The following is a 16,733-nucleotide window of genomic DNA, read 5'->3' as shown; positions in this document are numbered from 1 at the left end:
CGCCCCCACGCACGTCGGCCTAGGATGAATCAGATTTGCGTGAGATGGCCGGCGGCGGTCCGGATCGGAGATCCCCATGGCCCTGACGGCATCGCGGTACGGCAAGGAACGGGTTCGCGTGCTGCGCCTCGCCCGCGACGGCGACCACCACACGCCGCGCGAGCTGACGCTGTCGGTCATGTTGACCGGGCGCTTCGAGGCGGCCTGGACAGAGGGTGACAACCGCGCCTCCATCGCCACCGACAGCATCCGGAACATCGTCAACGTGACGGCGGCGCGGCATCTCGGGCTCGACGCCGAGGGGTTCGTCGCCGCGGTCGCGCGGGTGCTGCTCGAGACCTACCCGCAGGTCGAGACCGTCACGATCGACGCGGAGGAAGTTCGCTGGCTCCGCCACGCGATCGCCGACGCGCCGCACGGCCACACCTTCACGCGCGACGGGAACGGCGCCGGCTTCGTGGGGCTCACCGCCGACCGGACCGGGTCGACCCTGCGCTCCGGATTGCGCGGCTACACCTTCATGAAGACCACGCAATCGGGCTGGACGGGGTTCGTGGCGGACCAGTACCGGACCCTGCCCGACACGACCGACCGCATCGCCGCGACCAGCATGGACGCGACCTGGACCTGGGCCTCGGCGCCGCACGATCACGCCGGAACCAACGCCCGCATTCTCGCGACGCTGTTGACCGTCTTCGGCACCACCTACAGCCGCGGGATCCAGGACAGCATGTACCGGATGGGCGAGGCCGCCCTGGCCGCCGTCCCGGAACTGGCCGAGATCGGCTTCGTCATGCCCAACAAGCACTACCTGCCGATCGACCTGACACCGTTCGGCCTCGACAACCCGGGCGTTGTCTTCCTGCCGACCGACGAGCCCTACGGCCGGATCGAGGCGACGATCGGCCGGACAGGCTGATCGGCCCGCGCCGCGACGCCCTTCCCAGATTCCCCACGCATCATCGCGCGCCGCGTCGATCGGTGGGCTGTGGATCAGCGGTGCAATCCTACAACCGCAGGCTGGCGAGCGGCGGGCGAACACGGGCGCCGCACAACGCAAGATAGTCTGGCCCTTGATCTATGCTGTCCCATGGCTTTTCATTGCGTGGGACTGCGCAGTTCGCGGATCACCGCGGTTTTCTTGAGCAAAGCGAACCATTTTAACCGCCGCGCAACGGCATCCTATTATCGAAGCCGGCGCTAGAGCCGGGCATCGACAGGTTTATGGTGTCGCCCGGCGCAATAAAAATTTATCTCGATCAAGAAATTCTTGATCCGACCGGCTCGGTGCGCGCTTCGGCCGCACCCTCATCCCAGGATGCGGAGACATCGATGTTCGAGGGCGTTCTGGCTGGGAGGGATCACGCGGCCAAACTCGCGGCGTTGAGCCGGTCCCTCGCCACCATCGAGTTCGCGCTGGACGGCACGATCCTCGACGCCAATCCGAACTTCCTGGAAGCCATGGGCTACGCGCTCGAGGAGATCCGCGGCCGGCATCACAGCCTGTTCGTCCCGCCGGCCGAGCGGGAGAGCGAGGCCTATCGGGAATTCTGGGACAAGCTGCGGCGCGGCACCTTCGCCAGCGCCGAGTACAAGCGGCTCGCCAAGGGCGGGCGGGAGGTCTGGATCCAGGCCTCCTACAACCCGGTGCTCGACGCGCGCGGCGGACCGGTCAAAATCGTCAAGTTCGCCACCGACATCACCGCCCAGAAGCTCCGCGCCCTCGATCTGGAAGGGCAGATCAGCGCGCTGCACCGCTCGCAGGCGGTGATCGCCTTCGCGCTCGACGGCACGATCCTCACCGCCAACGCGAACTTCCTCGACGCGGTGGGCTATCGGCTCGACGAGATCGTGGGGCGGCATCACAGCCTGTTCGTCGGCGAGGCGGAGCGCGCCAGCGAGGCTTACCGGCTGTTCTGGGCCGCCCTGGCGCGCGGGGAGTATCAGTCCGGCGTGTTCAGCCGCACCGGCAAGGGTGGGCGGGAAGTCTGGATCCAGGCGACCTACAATCCGATCACGGACGCGGATGGACGGCCCGTCCGGGTCGTCAAGTTCGCCACCGACATCACCGCCCAGGTCCACGAGCGGCAGCAGCGCGCCGCCGCGCAGAGCGCCATCGGCGCCGAGCTGGACGCCATCGGCGACGCCGTGGCGGATGTGACGCGCCAGGCCGACGCGGCGGTCACGCGGGTGGACCGCGTGTCCGGCGACATCCGCTCGGTGGCCACCGGCGCGGAGCAGCTGTCGGCTTCGGTGGATGAGATCAGCCAGCAGGTGAGCCACGCCGCCGAGATGGCCGGGCAGGCCGTGGAGCAGGCGCAGCGCACCGGCCGGATCGTGACCGGCCTCAGCGACCAGGCCGCGCAGATCGGCGCGGTGCTGAGCCTCATCTCCGGCATCGCCGCGCAGACCAACCTGCTCGCGCTCAACGCCACCATCGAGGCGGCCCGTGCCGGCGAAGCCGGTCGCGGCTTCGCGGTGGTGGCGTTGGAGGTCAAGACCCTGGCCGCGCAGACGGCGCGCGCGACGGAACAGATCCGCCAGCAGATCGCCTCGACGCAGGCGGCGACCCGGGAGGCCGTCGACGCCATCGACACGATCCAGGGCACGATCCGGACCCTGGACGCGGCCTCGTCGACCATCGCGGCAGCCGTCGAGGAGCAATCCGCGGTGATGCGCGAGATGTCGGGCACCATGCAGACCGCCGCACAGGACGTCTCCGCGATCTCCGGCGGGATGACCACGATCGCGCGGGCGAGCGGCCGTGCCGACCGCGCGACGCGGCAGGTCCGGGAGACCGCGCGGGCTTTCGGCTGAGGCGATCCGGGCTGTCGCCGCCGGGTCAGCCCGGATCGCCGCCTTCGTCCGCGCGCTCGTCCTCGACCAAGCGCCCGATCCGGGGGATCAGCGGGCAGGTGACCGTGCAGCGCAGGCCGTCGGGCTCGAAGGCGAGCGCGACGGTTGCCCGCAGCTCGTAGCTCAGCATCTCGGTAAGCACCTGCATGCCGAAGCCGCGGCGGCTCGGCTGCGCGACGCCCATACCCCCCGATTCTTTCCAGACGAGCGTCAGGTCGCCGGGCGGGCTCGCCCCGGCGCCGGCGACGACCCAGGTGACGTCGACACCGCCCTTCGAGAGACCGAAGGCGCCGTGCTCGATCGCGTTGCTGCAGAGTTCGTGGACCGCGAGGGCCATCAGCTGCGCGGCCTTCGGCCGGAGGCGCACGGTCGGCCCCGCCAGCGTCGCCTGTTCGCCTTCGCGGATCAGGTGGATCATCAGCTCGTCGGAGATGAGCGTGTGCAGGCTCACCTCGCCGAACGTGTCGGCCGCGACCCGCACGCGCGCGATGGCGTCCAGCCGACCTTCGAGATGCGTCGCGTAGCCGTCAACGGTCTCGGCGGTCTCGGCCGAGAGACGCAGGACCGCCCGCAGCATCGCCAACGTGTCGCGCAAGCCGTGACGCAGACCGTCCGGTGTCCCGGACTCGTCCAGGAGGCGGCGAAGACGGGCATTGTCCGCTTCGAGGTGCGCGACGCGCGCGGCCATTGCTTGGGGCTCTGCCATGTTCGCTCTCTCAGCGCCGAAAGCCGGGAGGTTCCGTTCAGCTCACATAACGTATCGCGGACCTGCGCCAGCATCACAGACCGGAGATTTTCGCTGAACCGGGCGGGAAGTGCCGGCTCGTGCCCGTCTGACCTGAACACGCCCCGCCGCGGAGCGATCATCGAGCTCCGAGATGCTGTCAGCCAATACCGGCGATCATTCGTCCAGGTTTCAGGCTACGTTCTGACCAGAGGCCGATCTTCGACGAAGCACCTCCGAGCCGCACGCGAAGCTTCGGCCTTGATCACCCCGAGCGACAATTCGGCCGCGTCGACGTTCGCGATCATCCCGAGCCGGCCGAATGCCGGATGGCGGTTTCGGCAGGATCCGAGCGTCGTCGTCGGGCCCGGTTCGACCTGCACCATTCGCCGGCGATCCGGAAAACGCCAGCGGTAGGGCGGCGGACGCACCCGCCCAGGGGGCGTCGCATACGCCCCACGCCGGGCCGGAGTCCGACCCTTGTTTCGGTTCGGCTAACCATCCCTGCCCCGGTCGCCTACCCGTGGCCGCACTTCGATGTGTGGGAGACGGATGCGTGGCGGGACAAAGCTTGCGGAAGGCAGGACGGCTGAAGCGGCTCTGGCCCGGGCGCGCGGCTGCCCTTCCGCCGGCACCGCGTTCGCCGGGACTGGCCGACCTGCCTGAACCGCCGCCGCCGCGCGGTCTCACGGCCTCTGAGCTGATCGCCATGGCGCGCCAAGCCCGGGCCATGTCCGATCAGAGGGATCCGGCAAAAACCACGAGCGTTTCCTGAGGTCCGCCGCACGCTGTCGGGAGGTCGTCATGGGGCTGGTCGCCTTCATCGTCTTCGTCTGTCCCTGGATGGGCATCGCCGGCCTGCTGTGGATGCGGGCACAGCAGGCCAAGCCGCTCTGACCGAGGCTCCGTCGCCGCGTCGCCCGGCGATCGTCTCGGCTGCGATATGCCCTCCGAGCAGCCCGCCCGGAGGCACGCCATGGCCCGCGCGTCGGCCTGTATAGAGCCGGTCCTGAAGCTCACTGACGAGCGCGGCCGCGCGACTCTCCGGCAGCGACAGATTCGGACGCCTAGCAGCTTCCCCTACAATAATGCATCGCCCTCTCGCTCGCCATTCCGATATTTGTCCTATATAGTTTGATTGTGTAAATTATATGTCTGCCGATATAAGCCTATGATATATCTTAACCGAGGGCCGAAGCAAAGTTTCAAAAATTTTGATGCATTTGTTGGCCCATTGAAGGCAATTGATTTTTCTTGGTCCGTAACATAGACGCGCCATGGTGATCCTTCCTAGGGTCAGGATTATGGTGCCATTCCTTATCCGAACAACCCATCGCTGCACCCTGCGTTTCAGAACGATCGTGATCGTCTTCGCAGGGTCGATGAGCTCGCTCACATTTGGAATTGTCTACGTCCTGCTATTGCAGGTCGGCGCGATCGACGCTGCCAGCCGCACTCTGGCTCAGGAGATCGAGGCTGTCCGGGCTCTCGGCACCATGAAGCAGCGGACACAGGAGCTCGGTGCGTCGGAACGTCCCGCGCGCGCCGTATCGTCCGAGGCTGGCCCTCGGCAGGACATCGATTGGACAACCGCGGCGCACGAGGCATTCATCAAGGCCTGGACCACCTATGTGCCGACGATCAGGACGGCGGACGAGCGGGAGCGCGCTCGCGGTCTGTGGGACGCGTGGCAGCATTTCCTCGCCGTGGAGACGGAAGCGGCCGCCCTCGACAGGGCTGGGGAACGCGATCTCGCCGACAGGGTGCGGGCGACGGCGCTTCAGGCCGACGCGGCAGCCGTCGCACGGGATGTCGACGCGCTGCTGACCGACCGCGACGCCGCGGTCGCCGAGCAACTCGCAGCTGTCGACGCCGCCGGCTCGACCTTGCGCCCGAGCCTCGTGGCCGGCTTGTCCGCCGCTGCGCTGGCTGCCCTGGTCCTGGTGCAGGCCATCCTGCGCGGCGTCGCGCAGCCGATGACAGCGCTGGCCTCCACCATGCAGCGACTGACCGACCACGATCTCACCGTCGCGGTCCCGGCGGCAGCGGGCTGCACCGAACTCGGCGTCATGGCGGCTGCGACGAGAGCTGTTCAGGAAACGCTGCGGCAGGCCGTGTTGCGGGACGCGGAAGCCGATCGGTCGCGCGCTCAGAGCGAGCAGCGCCGCGCCGTGATCGAGCACGCGACCGAGCGGGTCGAGACCACGATCGGCGGCATGGTCGAGGCCGTGTCTTCGACCGCCGCGGCACTGCGCGTCACCGCCGACGACGTGGGCCAAGCGATCCGCGATGGGGCGGCTCGATCGACCACGTTGGGCGCCGCGCTCGCGCAGACGCGATCGAAGGTCCGGCAGATCACCGTCTCTGCCGACACGTTCGGCGCGGCGGTCGAAGAGGTCGGGGCGCAGGCTGAGGCCGCCGCGGCCCTGGCCGGAAGCGCCGCGGCGGACGCGGCCCGGACGACCGCCCGCGTTCAGGCGCTGAGCAGCGCCGTCGACCGGATCGGCGACACGGTCCGCCTCATCGCCAAGATCGCAGCACAGACGAACCTGCTGGCCCTCAACGCCACGATCGAGGCCGCCCGGGCCGGCGACGCGGGCCGCGGCTTCGCGGTGGTCGCCTCCGAAGTGAAGGCCCTGGCCGCGCAGACCAGGGAGGCCACCGAGATCATCGGCCAGCACGTCTCCGAGATCCGAGGCTCGACCGACGCGGCCGTGTCGGCGATCGCGGGCATCACGGCGCGGGTCGAGGACATGAGCCGCGCGGCGAACGTTATCGTCGAGTCCGTGGAGCGGCAGGGTGCGACCGCGCGGGAGATCGTGACGGCCATCGCGGAGGCGACCGACGGCACCGAGGGGTTCGACGCGGAGGGCGCAGGCGTCACCGAGATTCCCGAGGCGGCCGAGCCGACGACGACGGCCGTGTTGACCGCGGCCGACAGCCTGACCCAGGACGCCGCCCGTCTCGGCGAGGCGCTCGCTGGCCTCCTGGAGAGCCTCCGTGCGGCGTGAGGCGGGGCCCGCTGAGAGCGGGACGGAACTGGCCGCATGAACTGGATTGAGTGGGCGCGCGGCCGCTCGATCGGCGGGTCGCTCTGGAGGGGGTCCCTCGTTCTCGCTCTCGCGGCTTGGGCGCTGCCGGCCTCGGCCACCACCATCGCGTTCCTGACACCGGCAGGCGTCGCCCGGCGCCTGCACGACGGCCTCGACGAGCAGGCACGCGCGCGGGGCGTCGCGACTCGCTTCGTCTACGCGCCCGACGGTGCGGGCGACGAGCAGATCGCGCAGGCGCGGCGGCTGATCGCCGAGAGAGCCGACGCCCTCGTGGTGGTGCCGGTCGACTCCGCGGCGCGCGAGGAGATCACCCGGCTGGCCCTGGAAGCCGACGTACCACTCGTCCTCATCGGCCACGGCGCACGGACCGACTGGTTTGCCGGACGCGTCACCCAGGTCGTGCCGAGCGATCTCGTCGCCGGGCGGCTGCAGATGCGCAAGCTCGCCCAGATGTCGGGTGGCGCCGGACGCGTCGCGATCCTCGCGGGCAGCGCCACCGATCCCGTCTCGGCGCTCCGCAGCAGGGGTGCCAGGGAGGTGCTGGCGGAGAGCCCGCGCTTCCGCCTCGTCGCGGAGGCCGCGACGGATGCGAGTCGCGCGACGGCGCGGGCCACCGTCGCCGGGTGGCTCGCCCGAGGCATCGGCATCGACGCGATCGCCGCGACCAGCGACGAGATGGCGCTCGGCGCCGCCGAGGCGGTCGAGGCTGCTGGGATTCCGGCGGGCCGGATCCGCATCGGCGGGGTGGATGCCACCGCCGAGGGCATGCAGGCGATGCAGGACCTTCGCCTCGCCGTGACGATCTTCCAGGACGCGGGCGTCCAGGGCCGGCGCGCGGTCGACGACGCCCTGGCGCTGATCCGTCGCGAGCCGGTTCCGCCCAGCGACTGGGTCCCGTCCGAGCTGATCACGGACCGCATGTCGACCACCCACTTCTCGCGCTAGACCGCGCCGGCGGGCAAACGCCAGTCGTCCCGGCGCCGGTTCGGCCCGTCAGTGCGCCATGAGGCAGCAGAGGGTGCTCGCCTGCAGGATGTCGCGGGTGGCGCGGGCGAGGGCCTTGATCCAGCGCAATCGCGCCGACGCCCTCAGATTCACGGCACCGGCCTTGAGCTGAATCAACGCGTCGCGATCCGGGCCACGGCAGAGCTGCCGCGTTCGTCCCCTGGAGACCGCGATGTCCGCCCTCGAACTGCCGAGTGCAGTCAATCTCGCGCGAGCCCAATTCGCGCTCACCGTCGTCTGGCACTTCCTGTTCCCGGCCTTCACCATCGGGCTCGCGAGCTACCTCGCCGTGCTCGAAGGCTTCTGGCTGCGCACCGGGAAGGCCGTCTATCTGGACACCTACCGCTACTGGCTCCGCATCTTCGCGGTCGCCTTCGCGATGGGCGTCGTGTCCGGCCTGGTCATGAGCTACCAGTTCGGCACGAACTGGTCGGTCTTCGCCGACCGGACGGCGCCGGTGCTCGGGCCGCTTCTCGGCTACGAGGTGCTCACGGCCTTCTTCCTGGAGGCGGGCTTCCTCGGCGTCATGCTGTTCGGCCTTGAGCGGGTCGGCAAGGGGCTCCACTTCCTGGCGACCTGCCTCGTCGCCGTCGGCACCCTGACCTCCGCGTTCTGGATCCTCTCGGCCAATTCCTGGATGCAGACACCCACCGGCCACGTCGTCGCGCCGGACGGCCGCTTCAACCCGGCCGACTGGTGGGCGATCGTCTTCAACCCGTCCTTCCCCTACCGCTTCGCCCACACGGTCACCGGCGCCTACCTCACCACCGCGATGATCGTCGGCGCCGTGGGCGCGTGGCACCTGCTGCGGGACCGGGCCAATCCCCGGGCCCGGCTGATGTTCTCGATGGCCATGTGGATGGCCGCCGCTGTGGCTCCGGCCCAGCTGGTGATCGGCGACCTGCACGGCGGCAATTCCTACGCGCACCAGCCCGCCAAGGTCGCCGCCATGGAGGGTCATTTCCGGACGGAGCGCCGGGCCCCCGCGATCCTGTTCGGGTGGCCGGACGCGGAGGCGGGCGCGGTGCGGGGCCGGATCGAGATTCCCGGCCTCGCCAGCCTCTACCTGACCCACGATCTCGACGGTGAGGTCCGCGGGCTCAACGACATGCCGCGCGACCTCTGGCCGACCAACCTCCCCCTGGTGTTCTGGTCGTTCCGGATCATGGTCGGCCTCGGCCTGCTGATGATCGCCCTCGGTCTCGCCGCGCTCTGGCTGCGCCACCGCGGGCGGCTCTACGACACGCCCTGGCTGCACCGCTTCGCGGTCGGCATGGGGCCGTCCGGCCTGATCGCCGTCACGGCCGGCTGGACGGTGACCGAGGCGGGGCGTCAGCCCTTCACCGTCTACGGCGCGCTGCGCACCGTCGACAGCGTGTCACCGGTGGCGGCCCCGGCCGTCGCCGCCTCGCTGGCGGCCTTCGCGGCGGTCTACCTCGCGGTGTTCGGCGCGGGCATCTGGTACCTCCTGCACCTGTTCAATCAGGCGCCGCACGCCCACGAGCCCGGCCCGCCGCCCGGACAGCCGATCCGCACCGCTGGCATCACGCCCGCCCCCGCCCTCGTCGCCGGCGCTTCGACTGCCGGCCGCCCCCTCGCGCAGCCCGCGGAGTAGCCCGATGCCCCTCGATCTCACGCTCATCTGGGCGCTTCTCATCGCCACGGCGGTCTTCCTCTACGTGGTGATGGACGGCTTCGATCTCGGTGTCGGCATCCTGTTCCCGGCGGTGCGCGGCAAGGCGGACCGGGACGTCATGGTCAACACCGTGGCGCCGGTCTGGGACGGGAACGAGACCTGGCTCATCCTCGGCGGCGGCGGGCTGTTCGCGGTGTTCCCGCTGGCCTACGCCACGATCCTGCCGGCGCTCTACATGCCGCTGATCCTGATGCTCCTCGCGCTGGTCTTCCGCGGCGTCGCCTTCGAGATGCGGTTCCGCGCGGCCTCGCCCGCGAGCCAGCGGACCTGGGACCGGTCCTTCTCGTGGGGCAGCTACGTGGCGACTTTCTGCCAGGGCATCTGCCTCGGGGCCCTGGTCCAGGGCATCCGGGTCGAGGGTCGCGCCTACGCGGGCGGCTGGTGGGACTGGCTGACGCCGTTCTCGGTGCTGACCGGGGCCGCCCTGGTCGCCGGCTACGGTCTGCTCGGCGCCTGCTGGCTGATCTGGAAGACGGAGGGCGAGCTCCAGCTCCGGGCCTACCGGCTCGCGCGCCGGCTCGGTCTCGTCACGCTGGTGGCCATCGTGGTCATCTCGGCGGCGATGCCGATCCTCAGCGACGCGTTCCGCGCGCGGTGGTTGTCCTGGCCGAATCTCGCCTTGGCCGCGCCGGTGCCGGCCCTGGTCGCGCTGCTGGCGTGGCGCTTCTTCGTCGCGCTCGATCGGCGGGCCGAAGTGACGCCGTTCCTCTGCGCCCTGGGCCTGTTCCTCATGTCGTATGTCGGGCTCGGCATCAGTCTGTGGCCGATGATCGTCCCGCCGGTGGTCACGATCTGGGACGCGGCGACCCACCCGAGCAGCCAGGCGTTCCTTCTGGCCGGCGCGGTGATCCTGGTCCCGATGATCCTGGCTTACACCGGCTACGTCTACTGGCTGTTCCGCGGCAAGGTCGCGGCGGGCGCGCCGGGTTATCACTGAGACCCGCGGCCCGTCGAATGGGGACCGCAGGGATCGGCGCGCCGCGCCGGCCCCTGCCCTCGTGCACTCGGCCTCACGGGCCGGCACGGGCGCCCTTGACGAAACGTGCGACGTCGTCCGCGACCGAGTACCGGAGACTGAACGGGAAGCTCATCGCGTGGACGATCTGCCCGTGCCCGAGACCCGGGTAGATCTTCATCGTCTCCCTGCCGTCGAAGCCGCGCAGCGCCCGGTCGAGCGACAGGGTTCCGGCGGGGTTGACGTCGAGATCCGCCGCGCCGGTGGCCAGAAGCATCGCCGGATGGGGATCCGCGGCGTGGTTGATCGGCTGCAGGGCCGGATCGCTGCCCGCGAACACCTGGCGATCCAGCGGATCGGTCAGCGCCGAAGTCGCGTAGGGTCCGGCCAGCCCGACGATCCCGGCGAGCTTGGCGGGACTGGAGCCGGCCCGCTGGAGCCAAGTCGCGTCGAGGCCCAGCATCGCGGCGGCCCAGGCCCCCGAGGAATGCCCCACGACGGTGACGCGGGCGGGATCGCCGCCGTACTCGGCCGCGTGCGCGAGGGTCCAGGCGACGGCGGCGGCGTTGTCCGCGAGGATGTCCTGGAGGCTCGCCGCCGGCACGTGGCGGTACTCGGGGATGACCGCGACGACGCCCCGCCGCGCGAAGGCCGCGCCCACGTAGGCAACCTCGTCCTTCGATCCGGTCCGCCACCCGCCGCCGTACAGGAACACGGCGACCGGACGCGGCTTCCCGGCAGCCGGCCGGTAGATGTCGGCGCGGTGCGCGCTCCCGTCGGCATAGGGGACGCCCTTGTCCACGTTGACTTCGAGCGGCGCCAGCGCGTTCAGGACCGCGAGGGTCAGGCCGACGATCGTGTCACCCAGGTAGCTCAGCATGGATCAGGCCTCCGCGAGGGTCGGAGATCGGGCGCGTCACGGAACGCCTCCGTCGGCGGCGACCCTAGGTGAGCTCGACGACGCCGAGGCGGTCCGTGACCGGGACCGGCACCCGCCTGTCCGATGGAAGCTCCACCACGCTCACGGCGCCGTCGTCGTCGAAGCGATGGAGGCGCACCCGCCGGGGCTGCCGTGACAGCCGGAGCTCGGCGGTCCGCGCCGGCAAGTCCGGCCGGGGTGCCCGGCTACGCCGGTCCCAGCCGTCGAGGCCGAGCCAGATCGGGACGAGCGTCGCCCCGTCTCGCCGCGCGAACCGCGCGGTGATGAGATCGGGAACGGGGCTGCCGAGCGTGACGTCGCGATCGGCCGGAACGGCGGCGATCTCCCCGGCGGGGGCGCCGAACAGCCGGACGAGGTTGCGCACCGCCGCGAAGGCGGGTGTGGGGCGACCGTCGTGGGCGAGAAGGCCGAAGCGGCTCTCGGGATCGGCGTCGCCGCGGTCGAAGCTGGAGATCAGCTCGTACAGGTAGGTCCGCCGCACGCCCTGGAGGTAGCTCCAGAGCAGCATCCGCGGGAGGTAGCGGGCGCGCAGTCCCGGCGAGATCGGCAGGTGGGCGCTGCCGGTGGCGAGCGCCGTGTGGTAGCCGTTCTCGGTCGCGATCACGGGCGCGTCGCCGAAAACCGGGCGCGCGGCCGCGACGAAGCGCGCGAGGCTGCCGCCGCCGTCGGTTTCCGGGTGCTCGGCCCCGGGATAGGCGTGGATGTTGGCGAGGTCGACGACCGCCGCGAGGTTCTGCGCCGCCGCGACGTTACCCTGGATGTAGCTCGGTCCGGCCACGCGCACGGCCTCGGCCCGCGTGTCCGCCCGCACCGCGCGGAACAGGGCCGCCTGATGATCGGCCGAGAGCCGCGCGAGGCCCGGCCGCGCCGCGACCGGCGGCTCGTTGCCGCCCTCCGCCACGATGAGCCCGTCGCCGGCCCAGCCGGCGATCTCGGCGAAGCGCTCCGGCGGCACCCGCGGCCCCGGCGTGAGCCCGTCGTAGAAGATCAGGCTGAAACGGTAGCCCCGGTCGGCCAGATCGGCGATGCGCTCGAACTGCCCGGCCGGCTCGTCGCCGACGAGCACGATGTCGTCGCGCAGGTGCCGGATCCCGAGTACGTCGAGCGCTTGGGCGCAGGCGGCGAAGCGGTCGACGTAGGGGGTGCCGCGATGGCCGAGATGCACGTTGACGCCGATCGAGTCGATCAGCGCCTCGCAGCGGTGCAGCGGCTCGGCCGCGGCGGCCCGACCGGCCGCGAGCGCGCCCGCCGCCAGTGCGAGGGCCGACCGGCGCGTGAGACGGGTCACGTCCGGCCCGCCAGGGTGAGACCGCTTCCCGGCGCGGCGGCCTTCGCCGCGACGGTGCGCGTCGCGTGGGCGCGGCGGACGGCGCGCAGGAGGTCCTGCAGCGCCTCCGCGACCCGGGCCTGGGCCTCGCGGGAACCGAAATTGTGGTCCACGCCCGGTACCACCGTCACGGGCGCTCCGACACGGCGGTCGGCCGGTCCGGGCGAGCGTCCCAGATGGCGGCGGACGGCCGCGAGGCCCGGATCGCCCGCGCTGTAGAGCAGGCGGATCTCCGCGCCCCGCCGACGGAGGGCCGCGACCCGCCGGGCGGGCGAGCCCCCGAGCGGACCGGGGCGGAGAGCCCGGCGCAGGCGGCGGATCCCGGCCTCGATGCCGCGCCGGGCGAGGACCGAGGCGATGGCGGCGATCCGGATCTCGCCGCGGATCAGCCGGCGCCAGGTCGCGCCCCGCTTGAGCAGGGCCGCGTAGGTGGACGCGCTCCCGAAGGTCTGCCGGATGACCTGGTCGAGGTCCTGATCCGGGTCCCAGTCGAAGCAGTAGAGGTTGAGCAGGAGCGCGCCGTCGATCCGGCGGTCCCGGCAGAGCGCGTGGAAGGCCGCGTAGGCGCCGCTGCACCCGCCCACCAGCAGGATCGGGCCGCTCGCGCCGGCGATCAGGTCGACCGCCGCCGCGACGTCGGCGAAGCCGTCCGCGGCGAAGATGGGCTTGCGGCCGTCCGGCCGCTCGTCGCTGTCGCCGATGCCGCGCAGGTCGAACCGGACCGACGCGATCCCCTCCGCGGCGAGGCGCCGGGCGAGATCCGTGGTCTGGCGCCCCCATCCGGAATGCACGCTCATGCCCGTCGAGACGAACAGGATCGTCGGCGCCGCGCTCTCCGCCCGGTCGGGCCGGCAGCGGATGCCGATCAGGCCGCGCCCGAAGCGGACCGGCGCCTCCGCCCAGCCCGGTCCGGTCAGCCCGTTCCGGCGCCCGTCGATGGCGATGCCGCCAGGTCGCGGCCCGGCGGCCGCCATCCCGTCGGTCGCGAAGCCGATGACGCGGGCGAAATCCGCGGTCGGGACATCCGAGAAGATCGGATCGGCGACGAGCGCCGCGAGACCCGGGAACGCTCCCGTCGCCACGTCGCAGCCGAGAGCGCCGAGGTTCGCGGCCAGCGCCTTGGTCTCGGGTGCGAGGAGCAACGCGTGGCGGGCCGGCGCCCGCGCGAGCCGCGCGAGGTTCAGGTCGGCGAGATCGGTGAGGAACGCCGCCTCCATCCGGAAGCCGCCCACGGTGAGGCTGTCCGGCTCCTGCGCCGGGGCGGACCCGTCCGGCAGGCGGCCGATCGTCTGCGCCCGCAGCCGCATCTCGCGCAGATACGCGCGCCCGGTCGTGACCGGCGCCAGCAGGACGAGGCGGTCGACGGCCTCCGCCTCGCCGGCCAGAGCCGCGAAGGTCGCGCCGAGCCGCAGGCCGACGATGACGATCTCCGCGACGCCGGTCGTCGCGCGCAGGTACGCGATGGCCCCACGCACCGCAGCGACGCAGCCAGCGACCCGCGCCTCGTCCAGATCGGCCGAGTCGCCCTCACCCGGATAGTCGAAGCGCAGCGTCGGGCAGCCCGCCGCGGCGAGGCCCTCGGCCAGGGAGCGCCAGGGCCGATGCGCGGCCATCTGCTCGAAGCCGTAGGCCCCGCAGAGGACGACGCCCCGCGTCCCGGCCGCCGGATGAAACCACCCGAACAGCCCGTCGAAGGTCACCGGCACCGGCACCGGCACCGCGGCCTCGGACCCGACTTCACCCGTCATGACCGAATTCCACGATCTCGTCGCTGTTAATGGCCCGCACGCGCCCGCGCGGGAGCCGGGCGGCCTCCGCGAAGGTGATGATCCGGCTCGACCCCGGGGCGAGGTGGAAGCCGCTGTCGGTCGGCCGTGCCCCCGGGGCCAGCACCTGGACGCCGCGGGCGAAGCGCTCGGTGCTGATCCGCAGACCCAGCCCCGCCTCGGTCGCGACAGCTTCGGCCCGGAGGCCGACGGCCGACCGGTCGAGCGGCCCCGCGCTCAGGACATGGAAGCTCTCGGCGATCACGCGCCCGTCGGAGTCGGTCAGCCGCGCGTGCGCGAGATCGTGGATCCGGGGCCCGAATCGGTAGCTGTCGGTGGCGTCGAAGAAGCGCCCGAGAAGGGTCGCGGAGGTGAACGTGAGCGCCGCCCGCGGGCCGGCCACGAGATCGCGCTCGGCGCGCGCCGCGACGCGGCCCGCCACATCGCAGAAGATCAGGGACAGCGTCAGCGCCCGGGCCGTCGCCGTCTCGTTGAGGACGTGGACATGGAGGCCGTCGAGGCCCTCATCGGTCAGGAGGACTTGGACCGGGCGGAAGGCGCGCCTCAGCGCGTACCAGGCCGATTTCGGGCGCTGCGTCCAGTCGATCACGCCCCAGCCGGCTCCGGGCGCGAGGTCGCGCATCATCAGGACGAGGCCGCCGGCCGTCGGCGAGCGCGGCCGGCGCCACTCGGAGAAAGTCGCCTCCATGACCTCGGCCACCGCCGCGCGGCCGAGCTCGAGGTAGCGGTCCGGGTCCTCGGCGCGCAGGGTCGCCGGATCGACGCCGTAGAGCGCGCCGACGTAGTGGTCGCGCACCGTCTCGAAGTCCCAATCGGCGCCGCGGTCCTGCGGGATGCCGGCCTGCCAGAGCGGGTCGGCCGGTCCGGTCGGGCCCGGCGTGCCGGGTTCGGGCGGGTTGGCGAAGGCGAGGCACTCGCTGGCGAACCCGACCTCGGCCCGGCGGGCATCTTCCAGGGGCCGTCGATAGGCGCCGACGCCGAAATAGTGCGTGCAACCCCCGCGCGGCGAGAACGGCAGGTCGCCGCCGGAGGGCGAGTTCGGCACGACGACGAGATCGGGCCGCCACGCTGCCACCCGCTCCGCCAGCGTCTCCGCGCAGTAGGCGTCGGCCCAGACGGCGCGCGGCGCCCCGAGCATCGCCGCCTGCTGCCAGACCTCGCTGCCGCCGCAGACCACGCAGAGCGACGGCGCGGTCTGCGTGCGGTCGAGAAATCCGCTCAGCTCGCGGTCGAGCGCGGCCGCGAAAGCCGGTTCGGCGTGCGGGTAGTCGAAGTTGGCGAGCATCAGGTCCTGCCAGACCAGGATGCCGAACTCGTCGCAGAGATCGTAGAAGTCCGGGGCCGGATAGAGCGTCGTCCCGGGCACGCGCAGCATGTTCATGCCGGCCTCGCGCGCCAGCTCGAGCAATGCGCGGGTGCCGTCCGAGCCCAGCCCGACGAGGTCCGGCGGCATCCAGACGGCGCCTCGGCAGAAGAGCGGCACGCCGTTCACGGCCAGCGCGAGCCCCTCCGCGAACGGCCGCGTGAGCGACAGGGTCCGGAAGCCGACGCGGCCCAGGTCGATTTGCGCCCCGTCGACGCGGACTTCGACCGGGTGGAGGTTCGGTGCGCCGTGGGTATGCGGCCACCAGGGCGCGATGCCGGGCAGCGCCAGCGCGCCCGCGAACAGGCCCGGCTCGACCTCCGCGAGTGGGGCTTCGCCGCCGCCGCACCGGAGGAGGACGGTGCCGACCGGACCGTCGACCCGCAGGCGCACGGCCACCCGGCCGACGTCGCCGTCGAGGGTCGTACGCACATCCGCGGCGCTCGCTCGGGGGCGGACCGGCTCGACGGTTATCGGGCGGTAGGGCCCGACAAGGTCGATCTCGGGACACCAGCCCGGCATGAAGCCGAGGACGCTGGTGCGCACGTGGCGCAGCGACCCGGGCGTGATCATCCGCGGCCGCCAGCGCCCGCGCTTGGCCGGGCGGTCGAGTTCCGCCCGAAGCGCGCGGAAGCACAGCGCGAGGTCGGAGGCGCCGCCAAGGTCCACGTCGACGACGTGCTCCTCGAACATCGCGCGGGCGCACAGGACCGGGACGCCGTCGAGCCAGACCTCGGCGAGGGTGGCGAGGCCCCCGAAGCGCAGCCGGGCAGGCCCGGAACCGGTAATGCGTGTCCGATACCAGACGTCGCGGTCGTGGATCGGCTCCGGCGCCGCCTCGCTCCAGCGTCCGGCGGCTCGAAGGGCGCCGGCGGCGGTGCCCGGAACCTCGGCGACGATCCAGTCGGTGACCCCGTCCAGATCGCCGGGACCCGCGCAGGCGCCCGCCGGCGTCGCGGCGAGCCGCCAGGGCCCAAACCGGACCTCCGGCGCGCGGTCGTCGACGCTGCGGATGCGGGCCACGACG

The 16,733-nt window shown here is 71.9% G+C and carries 13 protein-coding genes; 6 read left to right on the top strand and 7 right to left on the bottom strand.

Features of this window, described 5'->3' with window-relative positions; translation table 11 throughout:
• The first annotated feature begins 76 nt into the window (after positions 1–76).
• Positions 77–919, top strand: a complete 843-nt coding sequence (gene pucL / locus ACQKQD_RS04965) for a factor-independent urate hydroxylase (RefSeq protein ID WP_427507641.1) — start codon at positions 77–79, stop codon at positions 917–919.
• A gap of 413 nt (positions 920–1,332) precedes the next feature.
• The gene (locus ACQKQD_RS04960) at positions 1,333–2,817 is read left to right on the top strand and encodes a methyl-accepting chemotaxis protein (RefSeq protein WP_427507640.1); all 1,485 of its coding nucleotides are present in this window, start codon (positions 1,333–1,335) and stop codon (positions 2,815–2,817) included.
• Positions 2,818–2,842: 25 nt separating this feature from the next.
• On the opposite strand, the gene ACQKQD_RS04955 is transcribed toward ACQKQD_RS04960, so the two are convergent.
• Together ACQKQD_RS04955 and ACQKQD_RS04950 are read right to left on the bottom strand one after the other, a co-directional pair.
• Entirely contained in the window at positions 2,843–3,562 is a 720-nt protein-coding gene (locus ACQKQD_RS04955; RefSeq protein ID WP_056521700.1) for an HWE histidine kinase domain-containing protein, read from the bottom strand.
• Positions 3,563–3,777: 215 nt separating this feature from the next.
• On the bottom strand, positions 3,778–3,966 hold the full coding sequence (locus tag ACQKQD_RS04950) for a hypothetical protein (protein WP_427507639.1): 189 nt from the start codon (positions 3,964–3,966) through the stop codon (positions 3,778–3,780).
• A gap of 996 nt (positions 3,967–4,962) precedes the next feature.
• Between ACQKQD_RS04950 and ACQKQD_RS04945 the strand changes: the two genes are divergently transcribed.
• A complete protein-coding gene (locus ACQKQD_RS04945; protein ID WP_427507638.1) occupies positions 4,963–6,591 on the top strand; it encodes a methyl-accepting chemotaxis protein in 1,629 nt (542 codons plus the stop codon).
• A gap of 36 nt (positions 6,592–6,627) precedes the next feature.
• The gene (locus tag ACQKQD_RS04940) at positions 6,628–7,578 is read left to right on the top strand and encodes a substrate-binding domain-containing protein (protein ID WP_427507637.1); all 951 of its coding nucleotides are present in this window, start codon (positions 6,628–6,630) and stop codon (positions 7,576–7,578) included.
• 48 nt (positions 7,579–7,626) lie between these two features.
• On the opposite strand, the gene ACQKQD_RS04935 is transcribed toward ACQKQD_RS04940, so the two are convergent.
• Positions 7,627–7,755: a hypothetical protein gene (locus tag ACQKQD_RS04935; protein WP_020091564.1), complete on the bottom strand. Its 129-nt coding sequence runs from the start codon at positions 7,753–7,755 to the stop codon at positions 7,627–7,629.
• Positions 7,756–7,810: 55 nt separating this feature from the next.
• On the opposite strand from ACQKQD_RS04935, the gene ACQKQD_RS04930 reads away from it, so the two are divergent.
• Both ACQKQD_RS04930 and cydB read left to right on the top strand, forming a co-directional pair.
• On the top strand, positions 7,811–9,253 hold the full coding sequence (locus tag ACQKQD_RS04930) for a cytochrome ubiquinol oxidase subunit I (protein WP_427507636.1): 1,443 nt from the start codon (positions 7,811–7,813) through the stop codon (positions 9,251–9,253).
• A gap of 4 nt (positions 9,254–9,257) precedes the next feature.
• Entirely contained in the window at positions 9,258–10,271 is a 1,014-nt protein-coding gene (cydB, locus tag ACQKQD_RS04925; RefSeq protein WP_091677838.1) for a cytochrome d ubiquinol oxidase subunit II, read from the top strand.
• 73 nt (positions 10,272–10,344) lie between these two features.
• Here the strand turns inward: cydB and ACQKQD_RS04920 are convergent, their stop codons facing one another.
• From ACQKQD_RS04920 to ACQKQD_RS04905, 4 genes are all read right to left on the bottom strand, one after another.
• A complete protein-coding gene (locus tag ACQKQD_RS04920) occupies positions 10,345–11,169 on the bottom strand; it encodes an alpha/beta hydrolase (protein ID WP_427507635.1) in 825 nt (274 codons plus the stop codon).
• Positions 11,170–11,233: 64 nt separating this feature from the next.
• The gene (locus ACQKQD_RS04915; RefSeq protein ID WP_427507634.1) at positions 11,234–12,517 is read right to left on the bottom strand and encodes a hypothetical protein; all 1,284 of its coding nucleotides are present in this window, start codon (positions 12,515–12,517) and stop codon (positions 11,234–11,236) included.
• The gene (locus tag ACQKQD_RS04910) at positions 12,514–14,304 is read right to left on the bottom strand and encodes an alpha/beta fold hydrolase (protein ID WP_427507633.1); all 1,791 of its coding nucleotides are present in this window, start codon (positions 14,302–14,304) and stop codon (positions 12,514–12,516) included. The genes ACQKQD_RS04915 and ACQKQD_RS04910 overlap by 4 nt, the downstream gene beginning before the upstream one ends.
• Positions 14,294–16,729 (bottom strand): glycosyl hydrolase 2 galactose-binding domain-containing protein, encoded by a 2,436-nt coding sequence (locus ACQKQD_RS04905; RefSeq protein ID WP_427507632.1) that lies wholly within the window; start codon positions 16,727–16,729, stop codon positions 14,294–14,296. The genes ACQKQD_RS04910 and ACQKQD_RS04905 overlap by 11 nt, the downstream gene beginning before the upstream one ends.
• Positions 16,730–16,733 lie beyond the last annotated feature (4 nt).

This window comes from Methylobacterium sp. NPDC080182, from assembly GCF_050281105.1.
Taxonomy (GTDB): domain Bacteria; phylum Pseudomonadota; class Alphaproteobacteria; order Rhizobiales; family Beijerinckiaceae; genus Methylobacterium.
This window is presented reverse-complemented; position numbering and strand designations above follow the sequence as displayed.

Coding starts and splice junctions, on each gene's coding strand:
- ACQKQD_RS04955 (WP_056521700.1), bottom strand. CDS start 3,562: ATGGCAGAGCCCCAAGCAATGGCCGCGCGCGTCGCGCACCTCGAAGCG.
- ACQKQD_RS04960 (WP_427507640.1), top strand. CDS start 1,333: ATGTTCGAGGGCGTTCTGGCTGGGAGGGATCACGCGGCCAAACTCGCG.
- ACQKQD_RS04930 (WP_427507636.1), top strand. CDS start 7,811: ATGTCCGCCCTCGAACTGCCGAGTGCAGTCAATCTCGCGCGAGCCCAA.
- pucL (WP_427507641.1), top strand. CDS start 77: ATGGCCCTGACGGCATCGCGGTACGGCAAGGAACGGGTTCGCGTGCTG.
- ACQKQD_RS04920 (WP_427507635.1), bottom strand. CDS start 11,169: ATGCTGAGCTACCTGGGTGACACGATCGTCGGCCTGACCCTCGCGGTC.
- cydB (WP_091677838.1), top strand. CDS start 9,258: ATGCCCCTCGATCTCACGCTCATCTGGGCGCTTCTCATCGCCACGGCG.
- ACQKQD_RS04940 (WP_427507637.1), top strand. CDS start 6,628: ATGAACTGGATTGAGTGGGCGCGCGGCCGCTCGATCGGCGGGTCGCTC.
- ACQKQD_RS04945 (WP_427507638.1), top strand. CDS start 4,963: ATGAGCTCGCTCACATTTGGAATTGTCTACGTCCTGCTATTGCAGGTC.
- ACQKQD_RS04910 (WP_427507633.1), bottom strand. CDS start 14,304: ATGACGGGTGAAGTCGGGTCCGAGGCCGCGGTGCCGGTGCCGGTGCCG.
- ACQKQD_RS04950 (WP_427507639.1), bottom strand. CDS start 3,966: ATGGTGCAGGTCGAACCGGGCCCGACGACGACGCTCGGATCCTGCCGA.